Source organism: Deinococcus apachensis DSM 19763 (assembly GCF_000381345.1).
GTDB lineage: Bacteria > Deinococcota > Deinococci > Deinococcales > Deinococcaceae > Deinococcus > Deinococcus apachensis.
In genome coordinates this window covers 297,485-317,776 of sequence record NZ_KB906398.1, presented here as the reverse complement: position 1 = coordinate 317,776, position 20,292 = coordinate 297,485, and the positions used below count along the sequence as shown (strand labels likewise).

Sequence of the window (20,292 nt, the reverse complement as noted above, 5' to 3'; positions counted from 1 at the left end):
GTTGAAACGGGTCAAATGGATTACGTAACAGACGTAATAAGGACCGGGAACTTGTCCTTTCCGCCCTTCCGGTGAAAAGCCGTCTGACACGCCTTCGGCTTTCCGGAGAAGGGGGTGCTGAGTTGGGGACGGCGGGTGGTCGGGCTCGACCTTCGGGTGGGGGGACGGCCGGTGCCCTTCACGGAGGCGCGCCGCGCGGGCAGAATGGGAGCCGAATGTGCCGCGCCGTCCTCCTGCTCGCCGCCCTGATCGTCAGCGGTCCGCCCACCCGCGCCCAGACCGGGGAGGCCGCGTCCGGCACGGCTCCCAGCGTCACCCTGCGGCGGCTGCCGGGTGCGCCCACCAGTCAGGCCTGCGTGGTTCCTGCCGGGCCGCTGCCCACCGCCACGCGCGCCGTGTTCATCCTGGACACCAGCGGCTCCATGCGCGGCATCGGGGACGGGCGGGCGAACATCTTCGGGCGCGTCAAGGCGGCGGTGAACGCCTACGTTCGTGCCCGCAACCCCGACCGGGTGGACCTGGTGACCTTTGACAGCGGGCCGCGCTTCAGCCAGAGTTATGCCCTGCCGGGAGACCGTGGGCGCTGGAACACGGACCTCGCCGCGCTGCGGGCGAATGGGCAGAACACCTACCTGTACCGCAGCGTGGCGCAGGCGCTCGCGCCGCTGGGGGGGGACCGGCGCTACGCCACGACCGTGTTCATCCTGACGGACGGCATCGACAACGACCCCGATCCTGCCTACACGGCCCGGCGGGCACTGGCCGCCTTCCGCACCCCCGGCCCGCTGGACACGCTGTATTACGTGGCGCTGGGCACCGGGATTCCTGCCGACGCCCGCGCCGCCCTGCGGGAGAATGCCGCCACGCAGGGGCTCACCGTGCCCGTCAGTCAGGTGCCGACCCTGGCATCCTTTGGAAACAGTCTCGCCACCGTCACCGACCCCGGGCGGGTGGGCGTTCCCTTTCCCGACGGCACGGCACTGACGTTGGGGGCGGGGGACGCGGCGGGGCAGGTCCGCCTGGTGGACGGGGTGGTGCGGGATGGGGCCGTGCGTCTGGGGGTGACTGGGCGCCTGCCGTCCGGCACCCCCGTCCTGCTGTGCGCCCCCCCCGCCACGCCGGGGGGGCACCCGCGCCGCGTGCTGCTGCGGCTGAACGTGGCCCCTGCCCCCCGCCTGACCTGGCTGAACCCCGGCGCCGACCGCACCCTGCGGGCGGGCGAGACCGTCACTCTCCGCTACCGCCTGGGGACCGATACGCCACCGGGAGGGCTGATCCTGCGGCTCCCGGCGGGCCTGCAGGGAACCCTATTGCGCCTTCCCGGCGAGCGCGAGGTCGGGGTGCGGCTGGAGAACACGGGCCTGACGGGGGGCCGCGCCGTCCAGCCGGTCCTGACGTTGGGGGACGGCCGCCGCCTGGCGTTGCCGGGGATCACGGGGGGTGTGGGCATCGGGACCGTCCCACTTCCCGCCGGGGAGGCCCGTTTCCGCCCCGACCCCCGTCTGCTGGCGGGGCTGGGCGGGCTGCTCGCACTCGGCCTGCTCGGGGCGCTCCTGCGGGGGTGGCGGCGTCGGCGTCCCCGGCCTATTCGCCGGGTGGTTCAGGCGGCGCCGGTCCCCACCGTCGAGGGCATCCGCTACAGCGAGGACCGCACCCTGGCGCTGGTGGGGGGAGACGGGCGGGTGACTGCAGTGCCCATGCCGCTGGGTGGCCCCTTTGATCTGGGACAGGTCGGGCGGGTGCCGCACCTCAGCGGCTTGAGGCTGGAACAGGACCGCGAGGGCCTGCGCGTGCGCCGCCTGCCCCCCGACCTGGAGGTGAGCCAGGGCGCCCGGTTGGTGCGCGAGGAGGACGTGGTGCGCCCCGGAACCCTGCTCGGTGTGGCCGTCGCCCGGCCCGCCCGCTCGCCCCACCCGCCGCTGGGCACCCTGGTCGGGTTGGGGTTGCCGCTGCGGTTGCGTGCCGAAGGGGTCACCCTCCACGTCACCGGCCCCTACGGCGACCACGCCCTTACCCTCAACCCGGGGATTACCGACCTGGGGGAAGCTTTCCGCGCCCCCACGCTGGACGGGCTGAAGGTCGCCCCCAGCGGCCCCCACGTCCTCCTCGCCGCCCTGCCCGAGGAGATCACCGTTCGCCGCGCCGCCGACGGGGCCGAGCTGCGTCCGGGAACGTACCTGCCGCCCGACGCACACCTCGGGCTGCCGGAAGGGGACTGAGGACGCGGAACCCGGCTCCTGCACGTTACGCTGACGCGCATGGACCTCCTGCGGCTCATCCACGGGTATCAGTTCGGCACAGCGCTCGCGCTGCTGTTTCCCACCCCCTACGCGCTCGCCACGCTGGTCCTGTTCCTGTGGAGCCTCGGCCCGGCCATCGGCAGGCAGGTTCGCACGGGCTTCCTCGTCTGGCTGCGCCTGACCTGGGCGCTCACGCTGATTCCCGTCGTGACGGGCATCATCCTGGCGGTGGGCGGCGCGAAGGTGCCCAGCGCCGTCAATGTCGGCGGCGGCCTGACCCGGTACGGGCTGCCCTACGACCCCAGCCGCGACTGGGAACACTGGATGTACTCGGCCCTCTGCCTGCTCAGCCTGTACGTGATCGAGGTGCTGGTGAAAGGCCGCCTGATCCGGCACCAGACCGGCCTGCGGTATCTGCCCGTCGCCACCCTGTTCCTGTACGGCTGCGCCTACATGGTCGGGCGCGTGGCCGTCTTTCCCGGCAGCACGCCGGGCACCTGAAGGCCGGGCCGGGGGGGCAGGCTCTATCCTCTCTCCCATGATCGACATCTCGCGCCAGCTCACGCCGGGGCACCCCAACTGGCCGGGTGACGCCCCCTTCCGGGTCGAGCCGGGTATGCGGATCGCCCAGGGCGACAGCGTGAATACGGGCGAACTCCACACGAGTACTCACACGGGCACCCATGTGGACGCCCCCTGGCACTACGACGACGCAGGACAGAAGCTGGAGGAGGTCGGCCTGGAGCCGTACCTGGGCCGCTGCCGGGTCGTGACGGTGCGGGCGGAGGAGGGGCTGGTCCGGCCCGGTGTGCTCGGGGACCTGCCCGGCGCCCTGCCGCCCCGGCTGCTGCTGCACACCGGAGAGCCCGCCCGCTGGGCCGATTTCCCGACCGACTTCGCCGCCCTCGACCCCGAATTGGTGCGGGAAGCTGCCCGCCGGGGAGTCCAACTCATCGGCACCGACAGCCCCAGCGTGGACCCGCTGACAAGCAAGACGCTGGACGCGCACCATGCTTGCCGGGAGACGGGCGTGCTGATCCTGGAGGGCCTGAACCTTGAAGGGGTGCCCGACGGCGAGTACGACCTCGTGTGTCTGCCGCTGCCGCTGGCCGGAGTGGACGGGGCCCCTGCCCGCGCGGTGCTCCTGCCTGCCGGAACCTTGCCGGGAGGTGGGGCATGAGGCGCGACCTCTTCGCCATGCCCCCCGGCATCTACCTGGACGGCAACAGCCTGGGCCTGATGCCACACGCCGCCCGGGAGGCCGTCCTGCGCCGTCTGACCGAGTGGGAGACGCTGGCCGTGAGCGGCTGGGACGCCTGGTTCGGCCTCGCCGAGTCGCTCTCGCCATCCGTCGCGCGGCTGGTCGGGGCGCTCCCACACGAGGTCATCGCCACGGGCAGCATCACCGCCAACCTGCACGCCCTCCTCGCCACGCTGTACCGGCCGCAGGGGGAGCGGCGCCACCTCGTCGCCACCTCGCTCGACTTTCCCTCCGACGTGTACGCGCTTCAGAGCTGGGCCGAGCGGCACGGGGCCGAGGTGCGCCTGATCCCCAGCCGTGACGGGCACTCTCTGCACGAGGAGGACATCCTCGCTGCGCTGACAGACGACGTCGCCGTGGCGCTGCTGCCCACCGTGCTGTACCGCTCGGGGCAACTCCTCGACGTGGAGGGGCTGACGCGGGAGGCGAGGAAACGGGGCGTCCTGATCGGGTGGGATGCGGCGCACAGTGTCGGAACTGTTCCGCACGACCTGCATGAGGTGGGCGCTGACTTCGCCGTCTGGTGCCACTACAAGTACGTGAACGCGGGTCCCGGCGCGCCCGGTGGCCTGTTCCTGCACGAGCGGCACCACGGCCTGCTGCCCGGCCTGCGCGGCTGGTGGGGCCACCACAAGGGCACCCAGTTCGAGATGGCGCACGCCTTCCGCCCGGCGTCTGGCGCTGGGGCGCACCAGCTCGGCACGCCGCCCATCCTCGCCCTCGCCGCGCTGGAGGGGGCGCTGACGGTCTTCGACACCGTGAGCATGGCGGAGGTGCGGGGCCGCAGCCTGGCCCTCACCGGGCACCTGATGACCCTGGTGGACGCCCACCTGCCCGAGCTGCGGGTCGTCACCCCGCGCGAGCCCGAGCGGCGCGGCGGCCACGTCGCCCTCGCGCACCCGGAGGCGCACGCCCTCAGCCTGGCCCTGCGTTCACGGGGGATCATCCCCGACTTCCGCCAGCCCGACATCCTGCGCCTGGCCCCCGTGGCCCTCTACAACACTGAGGCCGAGATGGAGGAGACGGTGCGGGTGCTGCGCGAGCTGCTGGACACCGCGGCGCACCGGGCGGTGGAGGCGGCGGGGCTGGTCACCTAGACCTGCCCCCGCCCCTCCCGCTGCCGCCGCACGAACGCCAGGAAGTCCTCCTGCCCCAGCGTGTTGACGACCCGCTCGGGTGTCAGTCCGGCCTTGCGGGCGATGGCTACGCCGTAACGGGTGTCGCTCAGCCCGCTCGGGACGTGCGCGTCGGTGTTGATGGCGAACGTTAGCCGTTCACGCCAGCGCAGGGCGTCGCGCCAGTCGAGGTCCAGTCGGTAGGCGTTGGCGTTGATCTCCACGACCGTGCCGCTCCGCTCGCAGGTGTCGAGCACCGCGTCGAGGTCGAGCGCGTAGCTCGGTCGGCGCAGCAGCAGGCGGCCCGTCGGGTGCCCCAGGATGGTGACCAGCGGGTGCGAGGCGGCCCGTACCAGCCGCTCGGTCTGCCGCTCGCGGTCCAGGGTAAAGAGGCTGTGGACGCTGGTCACCACGTAGTCGAGCCCCAGCAGTTCCTCGTCGGGGTAGTCGAGCGAGCCGTCCTCCAGAATGTCCACCTCGGCGCCTGCCAGGATGGGGAGGCCCGCGCGCTGGAGTTCGCGAATTTCGCGGATGTAGGCCCGCAAGCGCTCAATACTCAGGCCGTTGGCGTAGTGGGCAGCCCGGGAGTGATCGCCAGTCCCGAGGTAAGCATGCCCCAGCCGCATGGTTTCTTCCACCATCTCGGGGAGGGTGGCCGCCCCGTCGGACCAGACGGAGTGGGTGTGCAGCATCCCCCTCAGGTCGGCCACCGTGACGAGGTCTTCGGGGGCGGGCAGCGTCTCCCAGACCTCGTCATGCTCCGGCTCGCGGTACTCGGCGGGGCGCAGGGGGAGGCTCAGGGCGCGGGTCACGTCCTCCTCGGTGGGGGTGGGCAGGAGGGTGCCGTCCCGTTTCAACCCCCGCCCGCCGAGGTCGAAGCCCTGCGTTTTCGCCGCCTCCCGCAACTCCTCGCGGTACACGGTACTCCCGCCCATCATCAGGTCGAGGGCACCGCGGACCTCGGCGGGGGCGTAGGCGATCTCGACGGGTACGCCGTCCACCCGGCCGGAGAGCAGCGGCTTGGGGTCCACCGGGTTCAGGTCTTCCACCCGGCCCGCCAGCCGCGCCGTCACGTCCTCCGCCGTTCCCGTGACGGTCACGCGGGCGGCCCGCACCGTTTCCAGGCCGCGCCGGGCATCCCCGGCCACACGGGGCTCCAGCCCGTCCAGCCACGCGGCGAGCCCCTCCGACACGTCCAGCCCGGTGGAGAGGAACTGGCGTTCCTGGGCGCTCAGGGCAAACTCGACGGCCTCAAGAATGGTCCCTGCGCTCCTCGGCCCGAAGCCCTTCAGGGCCGCCACGCGCCCGTCCCTCGCACCCTCCCGCAGCGTCTCCAGTGAGTCGATCCCCGCGTCCCACAGGGCGCGAATCTTCTTCGGTCCCAGTCCGCGCACCCGGAAGAGGCCCAGCACGCCGGGCGGGACCTGGCTGGCGGCGTCCTCCAGCGGCTCGAAGGTGCCGGTGCGAGCGTAGACAGCGAGTTCGGCGGCGATACTTTTTCCGACCTTGGACACGCCCGCGAAGCCCGACTCGACGAGCAACCCCACGTCCGTATCCAGGGCCTCCAGACTGCGGGCTGCTCCCCGGTAGGCGTTGGCGCGGAAGGCCTCCTGGCCCAGCAGGTCGAGGAGGTCAGCGGTAGTCTTCAGGACACCGCTCAGGGCCTTGCGGGTCACTTCAGCCATGCCGAATCCTCCCCGCGTAAGTGACCACCCGGGCGCCCAGATCGTGAAGCTCCTTCAGCGCCTCGGTGAAGTGGAAGCCGACCTCCTCCGGGCGGTGCGCGTCGCTGCCCAGCACGAAGGGAATGCCCCGCTCGGCGGCGGCGCGGGTGAGGTCGGGAGCGGGGTAAGCCTCGGCGACGGGTTTGCGCCAGCCCGCCGTGTTGAAGTCGAGGCTGAGCCCATTCTCGGCCACCACATCGAGGGCGTGCAGCGCGGCGTAGCCCTCCGTGTCCCGGTGCCCGAATTTCTTGGGCAGGTCGAGGTGGCCGATGCTGTCGAAAAGGCCCGTTCGGGCCGCCCCCTCCACCAGCGCGTAGTAGTCATGGTACAACCCGCCCAGGTCGCGTCCATCGTACTCGGCGGCAAACTCCGGGTTGTCGAAGCCCCAGGCGCCAAGGTAGTGGACGCTCCCGATCACGTAGTCCCATTCGTGGCTGTTCAGCACCCGCTCCACGAAGCGCTCGGTGCCGGGGTGGAAGTCGGCCTCCAGGCCCAGCTGGACCGTGAGGCGCCCGGCGTACTCGGCCTGCACCCCCCGCACGGTGTCCACGTACTCCCCGAGCTGATCCAGACGCATCCGCCACGGCGCGTCGTACCACGCGGGCATGGGCATGTGGTCGGTAAAGCACAGGCCCGCGAGGCCCGCGTCCAGCGCCGCCTGCGCGTACTCGCGCGGGTGCCCGGTCGCGTGTCCGCACAGCGGCGTGTGCAGGTGGGAGTCGAACAGCGGTGGGGTCATGGAGGACAGGGTACGCGAGGGCCTGGGCGAGTGCCGTCACCCACCCGCATACTGGCCCCATGCCCCGCCCTCCTTCGAGGCCATGCGCCCGGGTCTGCTGACCGTCCCCCTGGGGCTCCTCGCCCTGCACCTCGCCTTGATGCTGGGGCTGGAGCGCCGCCTGGCGTGGGGTGAGCGCCTGGCGAGCTACCCGGCGGCGCTGGCGGGCGTGCTCAATCCCGAGGTTCTCACCCAGGTGCTTCCCCTGGCCGGGTTGACCGCCGCGTACCTGGCGGGCGGGCTGGCGCTGGCCTGGGGCCTCGCCGCGCTGCTCTCCCGCGCGCCGCGCCCGCTGCTGTGGCTGCTCGAAAGCCTGCCGCCCTACCTGCTGCTCGTGGGCGGGGTGGGCGCCGGGCTGGCGCTTACGCTGGCGCGAGGCTGGAATTTCCCGCTGGAGGTGTGGTCCCCCGTCATGCTCGCCCTGATCGCCGCCTCTCTTGCCCTGCCGCTCGCGGCCCGCTCGGCGCTCCTCACCCGGCAGGCGCGGGAGGAGGCCCTGGCCGCCGACCATACCCGCGTGGCCCGCGCGACTGGGTTGCCCGAGCGCACCGTGCGTCGACGGGCGGCCCGCCTGGCCCTGCCCGAGCGCGCCGCCGGGCTGGCGGGGGACGCGCTGGGCCTCACGCTCTCGCTGGCGATCATCGAGGGGTTGCTCCAGTTTCCGGGTGTGGGCAACGAGGCGTATCTGGCGTGGCAGGGAACACTTGCTCCACTGATCGGGCCTGGGGCCGAGGCCCCGCTGGCGGACGCGGCCTTCCGCCTCCAGATCACCTCCGCGTCGTTGCTGCTGCTGCTGGGGCTGGGGCTGTTCGCCGCCGCGGGGCTGCACGCCCTAGCCCGCCGCCTCGACCCGCGCCCCCGGGCAGGCGAGGCGGCCCGGTGAGGTGGCTGCTGCTGCCCCTCCTCCTGCTGGCCTTCCTCTCGCCCCGCCAGGAGTGCCCCACCCGCGTGATCGTCGAGGTGCCCGCCCGCGTGGCCGGGGAGGCGCCCAGCCCCCAGGTGCCGCCCCTGCGGGTCGGCAATTCCGCCGCGCCGCTGGGCACCGACCGGGCGGGCCGCGACGCCCGCTGCCTGCTCTCGCGCGGCCTGGCCCGCTCGCTGACATTGGCCCTGACCGTCCTCGCGCTGGGCGTCCTGCCCGGCCTCGTGCTGGGGCTGTGGCTGGGATGGCGGGGCCGCCTCATGGCCCTGCCCGGCGAGGTGATCGTGCTCCTGGCGCTCGTGCTGCTGCTGGGCCGCGACTCGTTCCGCCTGGTGCTGGCCCTCGGCGTGATGGCGGTGACGGCCCGCCTCATCGCGGTGAGGGTGGACGCGGTGCTGCGCGAACCCTTTGTGGAAGGGGCGCTCGCCCTGGGCGGCGGAACGGGGCACCTGCTGCGCCGCCACGTCCTGCCTCACCTCCTGCCGGGACTGCCCGTTGTGGTGGCGACGGTACTCAGCGCGGTGTTCGTGTGGCTGATGGAACTCGGCGCGCTGGGCTTCTACGACCGGGGCACAGTCATCATCGCCTTCACCGACAGTCTCGACCTCGTGCAGGACGTGCAGGCTTTTCCGCTGGGGGCCGATTTGGGCCAGCTCATCAGCTTCTTCCGCTGGTCGTGGCTGGACACGCCCGAACAGCTCGTCTGGCCGGTGCTGCTCCTTGTCGTCCTGACGGCGGCCCTCAAAGACCTGGCGCGTCGGGGCTGGGCGCGGCGCAGATTGCGCCTTCCCCGAGTCCCACAGGAGTGACCTTCTGCATCTTTTTTCAAATGCTGCGTATACTCATGCCCTATGACGAAGGCGGCCCGCCCTCCTAAAAAGCCCAGGAAGTCGGCGGTAGAGCCGGACTGGCTGCATGCCCAGTCCCTCCCGCTCACGAATAATCCTGCGCTCCTGACTTCCGATACCCTGCCAGCCCCAGCGCTGGCGGGACGTGACTTCCTCAGCAACCTCGACATGACCCCGGCCGAATTGCGGACGGTGCTGGACACGGCCCATTCCATGCGGCGGGGCGAGTGGCGGGGGGTCAAGCCTCTGACGGGCCTCAGCCTGGCGCTGGTGTTCGAGAAGGCGTCCCTGCGCACCCGCACCACGTTCGACGTGGGGATGTACCAGCTCGGCGGGCACGCGATCACCCTCTCCAACACCGAGATCGGTCTGGGCACCCGCGAGCGCATCAGCGACGTGGCCCGCAACCTCGAACGCTGGGTGGACGGGGTGATGGGCCGGGTCTACCTCCAGCAGACGCTGCATGAACTCGCCAACCACGCGGGCATCCCCGTCATCAACGGTCTGAGCGACATGCTGCACCCCGCGCAACTCCTGGCCGACTACCAGACCATCGAGCAGGAATTCGGCCCGGACCTGCGCGGGCGGCGGGTCGTGTACATCGGCGACGGCAACAACCTCGCCAACAGCCACATTCACATGGGCATCCTGACGGGGACGGACGTGACGGTCGTCACCCCGGTCGGGTACGAGCCCAACGCGGGCGTGCTGATGGACGCGGTGAAGGCGGGCACCCAGATCACCCTCACCCACGACCTCGCCGCCGTCGAGGGCGCTGACGTGCTGTACACCGACGTCTGGATCAGCATGGGCCAGGAGGCCGAGGCCGACATCCGCCGCCGTGCCTTCCGGGGCTATCAGGTCACCCCCGCCATGCTGGAGACCATCGCCCCGCACGGCATCTTCCTGCACTGCCTGCCCGCCCACTACGGCGAGGAGACGGTGCCCGAGGCGACCGAACACCCCAAGTCGCGCGTCTTCGACCAGGCCGAGAACCGCCTGCACGCGCAAAAGGCGCTGCTGTATCACCTGATGGGAGAGATGCGGCCGCGGTGGTGAGAGACTGGAGAGCAGGAGCTTCTGTTCCCAGCAGCGTGCATCTAGATCAACCAGGCAGACCACAGATATGACCAATCCTAGAATCTTTATCGACGGTGAGGCCGGAACCACCGGCCTGCAAATCCGCGCCCGCCTGGAAGGCCGGGACGACCTCGAACTCCTGAGCATCGATCCCGCCCGCCGCAAGGACCCGGGGGCTCGGTACGAGCTGCTCAACGCTGCCGACGTGGCTGTGCTGTGCCTCCACGACGACGTGGCGCGGGAGGCCGTGGCGATGATCGAGAGCCCCCGGACGCGCGTGCTGGACGCGAGCAGTGCCCACCGCACCGCCGATGGTTGGGCCTACGGCTTCCCCGAACTCACACTGTGCAGCCGGGATGAAATTCGCGCCGCCCGCTTTGTTAGTAATCCCGGCTGCTACGCGACCGGGGCGATTGCCCTCCTGCGCCCCCTGACGGATGCGGGGCTGCTGCCACACGACTTTCCCGTCAGCGTGCAGGGTTTTTCCGGCTACTCGGGCGGGGGCCGCGCCCTGGTGGACGCGAACGAGGGCCGGGGCGAGCATCCGATGGCGGGACCGTTCAAGAGCTACGCGCTCTCGCTCGCCCACAAGCATCAGCCAGAGATGGCGCGGCATGGCGGGCTGAATGACCCGCCGCTGTTCACCCCCCACGTCGGTGGCTGGCGACAGGGAATGTTGGTGCAGATTCCGCTCCACCTCGGGCCGCTGGGGGTGGGGGCGGAAGAGCTGCACGCCGCCCTGACCACCCATTACGACGGGGAACGCTTCGTGCGCGTGATGCCCTTCGAGGGGGGCAGGCCCGCCGACCCCATCCTCGATCCCCAGACGTTGAACGGCACGAACGAGCTGGAACTCTTCGTGTACGCGAGCCCGGGCGGCGAGCACGCCCTCCTCGTCTCGCGCCTCGACAACCTGGGCAAGGGGGCGAGTGGGGCCGCCGTGCAGAACCTCGACGTGATGCTGGGGCTGGAGGGAGCGCGGCACGACTACCGGGTGCCGGAAGGGGTGTAGGAGCCCGGATGGTGGGTCGTCGATTTAGATAAAGGGCGGTCAGGATGACGAACCCCCCTCCCCCTTGAGGGGGGAGGCTGGGAGGGGGTGAGCGGGCATGACCCCCGAGCGGCGGGAAGTTTGGGCAGGCCACCTGGCGGGGGCTGAAGCGGGTCACACGCCCCTCGCTCCAGCCCTCTCGCTGCCGTGTTTTCTCAGTCTGGAAAGGGGCTGCCTACAGGGAGTCTCGCCTCTCCCTCACTCCTCCAACCCCTGCGCCGTCACCTGAATCTCCCCGTACACGTCCGCCTGCTCCACCCGGAACGTCCCCTCCTTCACGCCTTCGAGGAGCGCGGCGAAGTAGGTCGTGCGCTCGCCCCAGTCCTGGGCCGGGATGCCCCGGAAGGTGAAGGTCCGCAGGCGGCTCCCAAAGGCGCGCAGGGCGTGGAGTGCGTCGGCGAGGGTCAGGCGTTCGCGGGCGAGCAGGGGCACCTCGACCTGCCGGACGGCATTCCGCGCGGCCCGGACGAGTTTGGCAAGGCTCCCCTGCGGGGTGCTTTTGCGTTCGCGGCGGGGCAGGTCGACGGGGACCGGGCGGCCCGGAATCAACCCCTCACGCTCGCGGCGGCGGGCGGCAAGGAAGTCCACCAGCGTCCCCAGTTCGGCCAGCGCCTCCACGCCCTCCACCACGTCGCCCAACAGGTCGTCGCCGAAATCGTCGGGGCCGGGCTCGTCCGCCTCCGGCTGTGGCAGCAGCAGCCGGGCCTTCAGGGCGATCACGTTCGCCAGGGCGGGCAGGGCCTCGGGGTGCGCGTCGAAAGCCCCACTTCCGGTCAGCGCCTCGGCCCAGGCCAGCACCTCCCGTGTCAGGGCGAGCAGGGGCACTTCGGCGGGCAGCACGCGCCCCATCCTCAACGCGGAGGCGAGGTCGGCCAGCGTCCCCTCGAAAGCGGGTAGCCTCACCGTGAAGCCCTGAGCCGGAACGGTGGGAGGAGGCGTGGCCAGAACGGTCAAGCGCCCCTTCCACGACCCACAGCCCACACCGCCATCAGAGTTTCAGGAACCCCACCCGCTCCCGCGCCTCCTCCATCACCGGCACGGCGATCTGGCGGGCCTCCTTCGCGCCCTCGACCAGCACGTCGCGCACCCGGTCGGGGTCGGCCCGCAACTCGGCGGCCCGCTCCTGAATGGGCGTCAGCTCCCGCGTGATGCCCTGCATCAGCATCTTCTTGCAGTCCACGCAGCCAATCCCGGCGGTGCGGCAGCCCTCGTACACGAGTTCGATGGTCGGCAGATCGGAAAAGAGCTTGTGGTAGTCCCCGATCAGGCACTTGTCGGGATCGCCGGGGTCCGAGCGGCGCACGCGGGCGGGGTCGGTGGGCGCGGGCCGCAGTTTCTGCCAGATGGAATCGAGCGGTTCCAGGATACCGATGGTGTTCCCCTTGCTCTTGCTCATTTTGCCCTGGCCGTCCACCCCGGGAATCCGCAGCGCATCCTTCGCCAGCACGGCCTTCGGTTCCGGGAACATCTCGCCGAAGGAGTGGTTGAACTTGCGGGCGATCTCGCGCGTCAGCTCGATGTGCTGCACCTGATCCTCGCCGACCGGCACGGTGTCCGCCTTGTACAGCAGGATGTCGGCGGCCTGGAGGACCGGGTACATCAGCAGGCCCGCCGGGGTGCTCTCCAGCTTCTGCGCCTTGTCCTTGTACTGGGTCATGCGCTCCAGCTCGCCCACCGGGGTGATCAGCGTGAAGAGCCAGCCCAGCTCGGTGTGCTCGGGCACGTGCGACTGGGCGAAGAAGATGACCTTCTCGGGGTCGAGCCCGGCCGCCATGTTCGCCACGGCCATCTCCACTGTTCGGGCGGCGAGGAGCCTGGGCTCATAGGCGTTCGGATTGGTCGGCGCGTGGAGGTCCACCACGCAGTAGATGGAGTTCTTCCCGTACTCCTCGCCCAGCCTCACGTAGTTCTTCATCGCCCCGAAGTAATTCCCGATGTGCGGATCGCCCGTCGGCTGGATTCCTGAAAACACGCGCGGCATACGCGGGAGATTCTAGCGGGCGGGGATGGACTGGGCGCTATGCGGGATAACGGAACCGACGTTTGCATGGGCAAGGGTAGGGCGGTGCGTTGCTCCGTCCTGTGACAGGGCTGGCCGCGCTTAACCCCTCAGTCCGCTTCGCTGACCGCTTTCCTCTCGAAGGAGCCAAGTCCACCCCTTGCCCGCCAGGAACCCGGGGATGGGCCACCCTGGGCCTGGTCCTGTCAGACCGAGCGGCGCGAAGCGTCCCCCAGGTGCTGAGGGTAAGCCCTTCACTTCGCTCAGGATGACACTTCGCCGTGGGCTCCTCGCCAGGCCCCGGAGCCCAAACGGAAGAAGCGACCCCGAAAGGCCGCTTCTGGAGAGATGGAAGAGAATCAGGGGTTGCTGGCGTTGCCGGAAGTCGTGCCCCCCGACGCCGCGTTGCCACTGTCAGTGGAACCATTAGAGCTGCCCGGGGTGGACCCGCTCGCGGAGGAGCCTGCCGAGGTGTTCCCCGTGCCCTGGTCCGTGCTGCCCTGGGCCTTGCCCGCCCCGGGTGTGGCCGGGGTCTGCGCCGCCGGAGTCTTGGGCTCGGCCGCCGCCACCCGCTTCTGCTGGGCAGCGAGCACCTTCTGGAGGTTGTTGACGGGTTTGAGCGCCAGGGCCTGCGAGGTCAGGTAGGCCTGCCCGGCCTCCTGCTTCTTCTGGGCGAGCACCTGGTCGCGGATCTGGTCACGCACCTGGGCGAGGGGCTGCACGGCGGCGCGCTTGAGGTCGGTTACGTAGGCGACGACGTAGCGGTTGCCGACCTTCACCACGTCGCTCAGGCTGCCCTCGCCCGCCGAACGCAGGGTCTTGGCGGTGAAGACGGCGGCCTCCAGCTCGGTGCCCAGGGTGCCGGGGGCCTCCGCGGTGCCGGGTGAGACCTGGCCGCGCTCGCTGACCGTGCCGCCCGCCTTGCTCGCGGCGGTGATGAAGCTGCCCTGCCCGTTCCAGCCCTGCCGGAAGGCAAGGGCCTTCGCGCGGTCTGCAAAGCTGGCCTCGTTGACGGTGGCGCTGGCCGGGGTCTCGAACTGGGTGCGGTTCTCGGCGTAGAACTTCTGGATGTCCGCGTCGGTGACCTTCACGTCCCGCGCCCCGTAGGCGGCGAGCCCGGCGGCGAGTTCCTGGCGGGTGCCCGCCAGCGGAATGTTCTTCCGCTGCACGATGAGGGGCGCGGCGTAGCCCTGAATCAGGCTCTCGACGACCTGCGGCTTGAGAATGCCGTTGACGAGCTGCCCCGCCTGATCCGCCGGAACCTGCCCGAGCAGGCTGGCGAACTGCTGGTTTTGCACGACCTGCGCCACCACGTCCGAGTACGGGATCTTCTGCCCGCCCACCGAGGCGACCGTCGGGTTCTCGGTCTTCCAGTTGGGGTCCAGCACCTCAATCTGGACGTTCTTTTCCAGGCCGTCTAGCCAGCGCTCGACCACGGTGTTCTTCTTCTGGTCATTCACGGCGCTCACAGCGTCCGCCTTGGCCTCCTCGAAGGGCTTGACGGCGGGCGGCAGGTACTTCTCAACCTTCACGATGTAGAACTTGCCGCCGCTGGCAATCACGTCGGTCACGCCACCGTTCTTGAGCGCGAAGGCGGCGGTGCCCACCTCGCTGGGAAGCGCGACCTGCGCGACCGGGCGGGGGCTGCCGTTCTCGATGGGCCCCAGGGCGCCGCCCCGGTCCTTGAACTCGCTGCTGTTCTGGCTGGCGAGCCCCGCGAAGTCGGCCCCACTCTTGACCTGCGCCAGGAGTTGCTGCGCCTTCGCCTTGTCGTTCACCACGATCTCGCGGCCCACGATGCGGGCGTCGGACTGGAAGCTCTGGGGGTTGAGCTGGTAGTACAGCCGGGCCTCAGCGTCCGTCGCCGGGGCCGCCGTCTTCTGGATTTCCTCGACCTTGCGCTGCACCGCGAGCTGGTCACGGGTCTGCTGGCGGAAGGCGGCGTCCGTGAGGCCCACCCCTTGCAGGGCGTCCGTCCAGGCCTTGTTGTCGGTGAGGTTGTTCGCCTCGCGGACCTTCTGCACCTCGGCGTTCACGTCCGAGCGGCTCACGTCGATGTCCTTCGCGCCCTGGGTCAGCACGGCCTGCCGGACCTTCTGGGCCACGATGTAGGTCTTGAAGTCGTCGGCCAGGATGCCGGACTCGGCGCTGCCCAGCACGGGGTTGCTGCGGCGCACGGCCTCCAGTTCCTCGGCGGTGACGGTCTGGCCGTTCACCTTCAGGGCGGGCGTGCCCTGCTGGCGGTTCCCGAACAGCGAACCGACGTTGGGGGTGAGCTGGTAGGCCATGCCGACCACCAGCAGCAGTGCGAGAACGCCCAGCAGGACGTTCACGACCTTTTTTCTTCTCACTTGATCTCCTCCCGGGTGCGTGCTACATTCCCTGAGCCCTGCGCTCGTAGCTCAGGTGGATAGAGCGTTGGCCTCCGGAGCCAAAGGCCACAGGTTCGAGTCCTGTCGAGCGCGCCACAGCAGGTCAAAATGCCACCCGCCCGGGTGGTGTTTTGCTTTGGGGTCCCTTCCCGTAGGAAGAGGCCGTGGGGCCAAGGTTCCGAAGACGCACGCGGGCGATTCTAGCACGCTCCCTCAAGACCACATGAAGCCGGAAAAGACGTCCTGGGCGTCGTTTCCCGGCCCCCTCTCATGTGACCGCGCTGAGGCTCAGCCCGCGACCTCCCGCACCGACTGTCCCCCGGGCCGCTGCCCCCAAAGGAGGGCAAGGGCAGCGAGGACCAGGACCGCACCTGTACCGAAGGTGGGCGTGGGACCCAGGCGCGAGTAGAGCTGACCGCCACTGAGGGGGCCGACCACCTGGGCGAGCGAGCTGAATGCCTGAGCCCCGCCCTGCACGCGGCCCTGCGAGTCCTGGGGGGCCGCGATGGAGACGAGCGCCCCTAGCGAGGCGCTGAAGATGCCCTCGCCTATGGCGAAGATCGCCACGCTGAGGTACAGCAAAGTGGCGATAGGGAAGACGGGCAGCAGGGCCAGGCCGGTCATGCCCACCACGCCCATGCCCAGCCCCAGCCGCGCCACGCCGCGCTCGCCCAGATGCCGCAGCAGGTGCGGCAGCACAAATCCCTGCGCCACGATGTCGCAGCAGCCCACGATGATGAAGGCGGTGCTGGTCTGCGCGGGCCCCCAGCCCAGCGTGTCGCGGGTGAGCAGCGCCAGCGCGATCTGCATCAGCGAGAAGGGGAGCAGGAACAGGACGCTCACCGACACCAGCCGCCGCACCGCCGGGTACGCCAGCGCGCCCGAGAGCTGCCGCAGCGGGTTGAGGTGCGCGGCGTCAAAATGCCGCTGGCGCCTCTCGGGCCTCAGGCTTTCCGGCAGCACGAAGGCACCCCACAGCAGGTTCAGCAGGGCCACCCCCGCCGCCAGGAACATGGGCGCGCCGAGGCCCAGGTGCGAAGTGAGGCCCCCAATGGCCGGGCCGATGATGAAGCCCGCCCCGACCGTCGCGCCGATCTGCCCGAAGACCTTGCCGCGCTCCTCCTCGGGGGTGGTGTCGGCCACGTAGCCGAAGATGGCGCTCAGGCCCCCGGCGCACAGCCCGTCGATCATGCGGCCCAGAAAGAGCATCCAGAGGCTGCCGCCGATCCCGAAGATCAGGTACCCGATGCCGGAGCCCAGCAGGCTGAGCATCAGCACGGGTCGCCGCCCGTAGGCATCGCTCAGCGCTCCCAGCACCGGTGAGGCGAAAAAGGAACACAGCGCGTAAGCCGCGCCCAGCAGGCCGATGGTGGCCGCCTGGCGGGAGACGTCCGGCACCTGCGCCGCCACGATGTACGGCAGGACCGGAAAGACCAGCCCGATCCCGACGGCGAACAGGAAGGCCGTGACGAGCATGAACAGCAGCGGCGTGCGGGGCGAAACGGGGGAGGGGAAGGTCTCGTTCATGCGCCCACGCTAGGCGGCTGGGGGCGGACGGGTCTTGAACAAACGCGACACGGACCGCTAGGAGGCCAGGGTGGACGAGGACCCACTGGCGGCCCCCGCCTCTGGACGCAGTTCCAGCTCGGACAGAGCTGGACCCAGGGCGTACGAGGACACGCGGCCGGGCGCGCGGAGCCGGGCTTCCAGTTCGGTCTGCGGCACGGGGCCGCGCACGCGCAGACGGCTGAACCCGGCGAACGCTCCCGGCGTCATGTGCGACAGCGCCCGGAACTCGCGGGTGAGGTGCGCCTGGTCCGAGAAACCCAGCTCGTAGGCGAGTGGGGCGAGCGGTGTGTCCGGCCGGAGCCACAGCCGATTGTGTACCTCCTCGAAGCGGATCAGTCGGGCGAGCGTCTTGGCGGGCACGCCCACCTCCTCCCGGAAGGCGCGCTCCAGTTGCCGGGGGCTGAGGCCCTGTTCCTCGGCCAGCGTCCCGATTCGTGCGGTGCCCAGCGAGCCGTAGAGCTGGGCGGCGGCCCGCACGCCCGCCCCCGCCTCGCGGGCCCGTTCCGCCAGCAGCCCCAGCAGCCAGGCCTCCAGACACGCCCGCGCCGCCTCCCACTCGCCCAGGGTCAGCAGCGCGCAGATCTCGCGGGCAGCCCCGCCGTAGCCGGGCAGCAGGTCCAGCGACGCTGTCCCGATGGCCCAGCCGAACAGTTGCCGGGCGCCCCAGGGGTACAGCTCCACCCCCAGCGCGTGGGTCGGGCCGCGCGAGACGACCCGCAGCGGCTCCAGGGTCATGCCGAAGAGGGACGCGGCGGGCATCCGCTCCAGCTCGCCCGTGACCGGTGAGCCGTGCCAGGAGTCGCCCGCGTAGAAGGTCAGGCGCACCGAGCGCTCGGGCAGGAAGCGGTGTTCCTCCTCGCCCGGCCCGTGGTTTTCCTCGACCTGCCAGTACAGCCGCACGCAGTCCCGCAAGTGGGGATCGGGAAGGAACTCCCGGTAGGCCATAGGGGGCAGCATGCCACGCCCCGCATTCGGGCGGTATCCGTGAAATGGCGGGGCGGGCGAAACAGATGTGGTACACCGGGGCCATGGACCTCCTCTCCCTTCTGGAACGTCTGCCCGGCAGCTACGCCGGACCCACCCAGCCTGAGCCCGGCCCCTACGGCCTGATCGGTGTGGGGGAGGGGGCCCTCGCCGCCCACCTCGCCGCCACGCTCGTGCCCTTCACCCGGACCCGGGGCGGCACCCAATTCGTCGTGTCGAGCGCCGACGCGGGGGACGCCGCCCGCGACTACGCCGACCTCGCCGAGGTGTCGGGCGCCGCCGCGCGCCGGGTGAGCACCGGGGGCAGCCCCGACGACGTGGACGTACTCGTGCCCGGCGGGGTGGTGACGACCTACCACTCTGCGCAGTACCTCGCGCACGCCACGGGGCATGCCGATCAGGCGGAGGACGCCGAACTCCTGCTCTCCAACCTGCGCGACCGCTGCGCCCCGCACGTGGAGGAGGGCAACCCGGCCCGCGACCTCGCCTGGACGCTGTGGGGCCGCACGCCGCTTCTGCTCGCAGCGCCCGAGGCCGACGCGCTCCCGCACGCCTGGCAGTCGCTCCTCGCGCGGGCCAGCAAGACGCTCGCCGTGCCCGTCCTGGGTGATCCCCTGATCCTGGCGACCGGGGCCTTCGAGGCGCAGCACGAGAAGGGGGACGCCAAGGTCGCCTTGCTGCTGGGTGACCCCGACCCCGCGCTAGACGTGGCTCGCGAGGTGCTGGAATCACGGGTGGACGAGGTGCTGCACGTCCCCTACCCGGAAGGGGTCAGCCCCGACCAGGTCGGCGGGTACGCCGCGCAACTCGCCCTGTGGTACTTCGGCGCCTGGGTGGCCGCCTACCTCGCCGAGCGTTACGGGGTGGACGCCGCCGACCCGCCCATGCTCGCCCGTGCGCAAGCCGTCCTGGCGGGCGAGGGGGACCCTGCCACTCTTTCGGCCCCCCACGACGCCGAGGACGTGCGCCGCACCAACCTCGTCCGCGACTGGCGCGAGGACGACGAGGGTGGAGAGGATTACGACGAGGACCTAGACGAGGACGAGGGGGACGGCGAGGAGGATTGAGCCGGGAACCCCGGTTCAAGGGACAAGCGGGGTGGGCGCGGGAAGCCCGCCCCGCCGCCCGAACACCCCTGCGGCGTCTACCCGCGCCCTGCCTCCCGGGTCTCCGGCCGCACGCTGAGCTGGAGGGCGAAGCCCGGCAGGAACTTCTGGATGTACGAGAGAAGCGCGGAGATAAAGATCACCACGCCGCACATCTCCATCGTCTCCTCAATGATGACGCTCCACACGGGAATCACGCCGGTCGTGATGTGGCGCGAGTTGGAGTCGGCCTCCAGGAGTTCCATCCCTAGGGCGCCCCCGATGTAGACGGCGCCCGCCAGGAGAAAGAGGCGCCGGGTCGGGGCGGGCAGGTGGAGCAGAAACCGGATGGACCCCAGCAGCAAGGCCAGCGCCGCCAGCCCGTAGGGCACCACCCATAGGTAGAGAAGGGCGCCACTCGTGTGATGCAGCCGACTCAGGGGAGCACTGATGTTGTCGTGGATGCTGACGAGTTCGTCGAGGGAGAGATAGAGAAACGCGGCCGACAGCACGCTCCAGTGCAGCGAGAACGGCCCGCCCGATCGCCGCCTCTCCAAGGCGATGGCGCCCAGCAGGAGGCCGCTGAGCAGCAGCAGGCCGCCGGAGAACGTGGCCGGGAGATTGGCCTCACCACCCAGGCCGAACATTATGGTCAGCCAGTCCCGTCCTACAAAGTCCGGAAAGCGCAGCGTCACCAGCCGGGTCAGCACATTGATGACGACCAGAACCGCTGTGATCCAGGTCAGGAGCCGGATGATCCGGCGAGGAGGCAGGGCAAACGGTTGAACGCCTGCGGGGGACGGGTGGGTGGCGTTTCTGGTGACTGGAACCACACTTCTCACTTCGGCTTGACCTGGTGCGGACATGCTGTGCCCCCTCTTCGGGTAGGTCAACTCCTGCCCGGGTCGAACTTCGGGCCGGGCAGGGTTGTCGAGCGCGGAATGTTCGAGTCACGGCAAGACGCAGCTTGCCCAGGGACTCCTGTCCAGGCACCAGCAGGGTCAGAGGGAGAGCGGGAGTTGTTGCGGGAATGCCTGACCAAAGCCTGACATCAGGGGCGTTAATAGAAAGTAAATGAGATTTCGGCCATGAATTCTGAGGTAGAGGACGCCGCTTCCACCTCAGGGCCGCCGACCACGGTCTTGCCACAGAACCCTTCCCAGCAGCCACTACCCGGGGTGGAAAGAGGATGGCGCCCCCGCTGAAACCAGGTCAGAACAGTCGGGTGGCGGTCTTCACAATCTCGTGAGGGCACGCCGGGTCA

The 20,292-nt window shown here is 70.4% G+C and carries 17 protein-coding genes and 1 tRNA gene; 10 read left to right on the top strand and 8 right to left on the bottom strand.

Features of this window, described 5'->3' with window-relative positions; all coding sequences use genetic code 11:
- Positions 1-215 precede the first annotated feature (215 nt).
- From F784_RS0101660 to kynU, 4 genes are read left to right on the top strand one after another with little or no spacing between them, the layout of a single operon-like run.
- Positions 216-2,219, top strand: coding sequence for a vWA domain-containing protein (locus tag F784_RS0101660; RefSeq protein ID WP_019584950.1), 2,004 nt, complete (start codon positions 216-218; stop codon positions 2,217-2,219).
- Positions 2,220-2,258: 39 nt separating this feature from the next.
- Entirely contained in the window at positions 2,259-2,741 is a 483-nt protein-coding gene (locus tag F784_RS0101655) for a hypothetical protein (protein ID WP_019584949.1), read from the top strand.
- A gap of 37 nt (positions 2,742-2,778) precedes the next feature.
- Entirely contained in the window at positions 2,779-3,420 is a 642-nt protein-coding gene (locus F784_RS0101650) for a cyclase family protein (protein WP_019584948.1), read from the top strand.
- The gene (gene kynU / locus F784_RS0101645; protein WP_019584947.1) at positions 3,417-4,598 is read left to right on the top strand and encodes a kynureninase; all 1,182 of its coding nucleotides are present in this window, start codon (positions 3,417-3,419) and stop codon (positions 4,596-4,598) included. The genes F784_RS0101650 and kynU overlap by 4 nt, the downstream gene beginning before the upstream one ends.
- On the opposite strand, the gene F784_RS0101640 is transcribed toward kynU, so the two are convergent.
- Positions 4,595-6,301, bottom strand: a complete 1,707-nt coding sequence (locus F784_RS0101640; protein ID WP_019584946.1) for a DNA polymerase/3'-5' exonuclease PolX — start codon at positions 6,299-6,301, stop codon at positions 4,595-4,597. The two genes, kynU and F784_RS0101640, sit on opposite strands and share 4 nt — an antisense overlap.
- Positions 6,294-7,079 carry a histidinol-phosphatase HisJ gene (locus tag F784_RS0101635; RefSeq protein ID WP_019584945.1) on the bottom strand — a complete coding sequence of 262 codons (786 nt, stop codon included), beginning with the start codon at positions 7,077-7,079 and terminating at the stop codon, positions 6,294-6,296. Before F784_RS0101635 ends, F784_RS0101640 begins: the two co-directional genes overlap by 8 nt.
- Between F784_RS0101635 and F784_RS25830 the strand changes: the two genes are divergently transcribed.
- From F784_RS25830 to argC, 4 genes are all read left to right on the top strand, one after another.
- Positions 7,078-8,001: an ABC transporter permease family protein gene (locus F784_RS25830; protein WP_019584944.1), complete on the top strand. Its 924-nt coding sequence runs from the start codon at positions 7,078-7,080 to the stop codon at positions 7,999-8,001. The genes F784_RS0101635 and F784_RS25830 overlap by 2 nt on opposite strands.
- The gene (locus F784_RS25825) at positions 7,998-8,849 is read left to right on the top strand and encodes a hypothetical protein (protein ID WP_019584943.1); all 852 of its coding nucleotides are present in this window, start codon (positions 7,998-8,000) and stop codon (positions 8,847-8,849) included. Before F784_RS25830 ends, F784_RS25825 begins: the two co-directional genes overlap by 4 nt.
- Before the next feature lie 207 nt (positions 8,850-9,056).
- Positions 9,057-9,947, top strand: a complete 891-nt coding sequence (gene argF, locus F784_RS0101620; protein ID WP_019584942.1) for an ornithine carbamoyltransferase — start codon at positions 9,057-9,059, stop codon at positions 9,945-9,947.
- A 67-nt stretch (positions 9,948-10,014) separates the two neighbouring features.
- Positions 10,015-10,980, top strand: a complete 966-nt coding sequence (gene argC / locus F784_RS0101615; protein ID WP_019584941.1) for an N-acetyl-gamma-glutamyl-phosphate reductase — start codon at positions 10,015-10,017, stop codon at positions 10,978-10,980.
- A 237-nt stretch (positions 10,981-11,217) separates the two neighbouring features.
- Here argC and F784_RS0101610 read toward each other — a convergent pair whose 3' ends face one another.
- The 3 genes from F784_RS0101610 to F784_RS22140 form a co-directional block, all read right to left on the bottom strand.
- Positions 11,218-11,973 carry a segregation and condensation protein A gene (locus F784_RS0101610; protein ID WP_019584940.1) on the bottom strand — a complete coding sequence of 252 codons (756 nt, stop codon included), beginning with the start codon at positions 11,971-11,973 and terminating at the stop codon, positions 11,218-11,220.
- Between the two features lie 34 nt (positions 11,974-12,007).
- Positions 12,008-13,000, bottom strand: coding sequence for a tryptophan--tRNA ligase (gene trpS, locus F784_RS0101605; protein WP_019584939.1), 993 nt, complete (start codon positions 12,998-13,000; stop codon positions 12,008-12,010).
- Positions 13,001-13,377: 377 nt separating this feature from the next.
- The gene (locus tag F784_RS22140) at positions 13,378-15,369 is read right to left on the bottom strand and encodes a peptidylprolyl isomerase (RefSeq protein WP_040382229.1); all 1,992 of its coding nucleotides are present in this window, start codon (positions 15,367-15,369) and stop codon (positions 13,378-13,380) included.
- A gap of 40 nt (positions 15,370-15,409) precedes the next feature.
- On the opposite strand from F784_RS22140, the gene F784_RS0101595 reads away from it, so the two are divergent.
- Positions 15,410-15,486 (top strand) — tRNA-Arg (locus tag F784_RS0101595).
- A 192-nt stretch (positions 15,487-15,678) separates the two neighbouring features.
- On the opposite strand, the gene F784_RS0101590 is transcribed toward F784_RS0101595, so the two are convergent.
- Positions 15,679-16,917: a tetracycline resistance MFS efflux pump gene (locus F784_RS0101590; RefSeq protein ID WP_019584937.1), complete on the bottom strand. Its 1,239-nt coding sequence runs from the start codon at positions 16,915-16,917 to the stop codon at positions 15,679-15,681.
- Positions 16,918-16,974: 57 nt separating this feature from the next.
- Positions 16,975-17,916 carry an AraC family transcriptional regulator gene (locus F784_RS0101585; RefSeq protein ID WP_245557735.1) on the bottom strand — a complete coding sequence of 314 codons (942 nt, stop codon included), beginning with the start codon at positions 17,914-17,916 and terminating at the stop codon, positions 16,975-16,977.
- A 71-nt stretch (positions 17,917-17,987) separates the two neighbouring features.
- On the opposite strand from F784_RS0101585, the gene F784_RS0101580 reads away from it, so the two are divergent.
- Positions 17,988-19,010 carry an SIS domain-containing protein gene (locus tag F784_RS0101580; protein WP_040382295.1) on the top strand — a complete coding sequence of 341 codons (1,023 nt, stop codon included), beginning with the start codon at positions 17,988-17,990 and terminating at the stop codon, positions 19,008-19,010.
- Positions 19,011-19,087: 77 nt separating this feature from the next.
- Here the strand turns inward: F784_RS0101580 and F784_RS0101575 are convergent, their stop codons facing one another.
- Entirely contained in the window at positions 19,088-19,894 is an 807-nt protein-coding gene (locus F784_RS0101575) for a hypothetical protein (protein WP_157464931.1), read from the bottom strand.
- Positions 19,895-20,292 lie beyond the last annotated feature (398 nt).

Bases quoted from the DNA above. Each gene is read 5' to 3' on its own strand.
- F784_RS0101660 (WP_019584950.1), top strand. From the start codon at position 216: ATGTGCCGCGCCGTCCTCCTGCTCGCCGCCCTGATCGTCAGCGGTCCG.
- F784_RS0101655 (WP_019584949.1), top strand. From the start codon at position 2,259: ATGGACCTCCTGCGGCTCATCCACGGGTATCAGTTCGGCACAGCGCTC.
- F784_RS0101650 (WP_019584948.1), top strand. From the start codon at position 2,779: ATGATCGACATCTCGCGCCAGCTCACGCCGGGGCACCCCAACTGGCCG.
- kynU (WP_019584947.1), top strand. From the start codon at position 3,417: ATGAGGCGCGACCTCTTCGCCATGCCCCCCGGCATCTACCTGGACGGC.
- F784_RS0101640 (WP_019584946.1), bottom strand. From the start codon at position 6,301: ATGGCTGAAGTGACCCGCAAGGCCCTGAGCGGTGTCCTGAAGACTACC.
- F784_RS25830 (WP_019584944.1), top strand. From the start codon at position 7,078: ATGGAGGACAGGGTACGCGAGGGCCTGGGCGAGTGCCGTCACCCACCC.
- F784_RS0101635 (WP_019584945.1), bottom strand. From the start codon at position 7,079: ATGACCCCACCGCTGTTCGACTCCCACCTGCACACGCCGCTGTGCGGA.
- argF (WP_019584942.1), top strand. From the start codon at position 9,057: ATGACCCCGGCCGAATTGCGGACGGTGCTGGACACGGCCCATTCCATG.
- argC (WP_019584941.1), top strand. From the start codon at position 10,015: ATGACCAATCCTAGAATCTTTATCGACGGTGAGGCCGGAACCACCGGC.
- trpS (WP_019584939.1), bottom strand. From the start codon at position 13,000: ATGCCGCGCGTGTTTTCAGGAATCCAGCCGACGGGCGATCCGCACATC.
- F784_RS0101590 (WP_019584937.1), bottom strand. From the start codon at position 16,917: ATGAACGAGACCTTCCCCTCCCCCGTTTCGCCCCGCACGCCGCTGCTG.
- F784_RS0101585 (WP_245557735.1), bottom strand. From the start codon at position 17,916: ATGCTGCCCCCTATGGCCTACCGGGAGTTCCTTCCCGATCCCCACTTG.
- F784_RS0101580 (WP_040382295.1), top strand. From the start codon at position 17,988: ATGGACCTCCTCTCCCTTCTGGAACGTCTGCCCGGCAGCTACGCCGGA.
- F784_RS0101575 (WP_157464931.1), bottom strand. From the start codon at position 19,894: ATGTCCGCACCAGGTCAAGCCGAAGTGAGAAGTGTGGTTCCAGTCACC.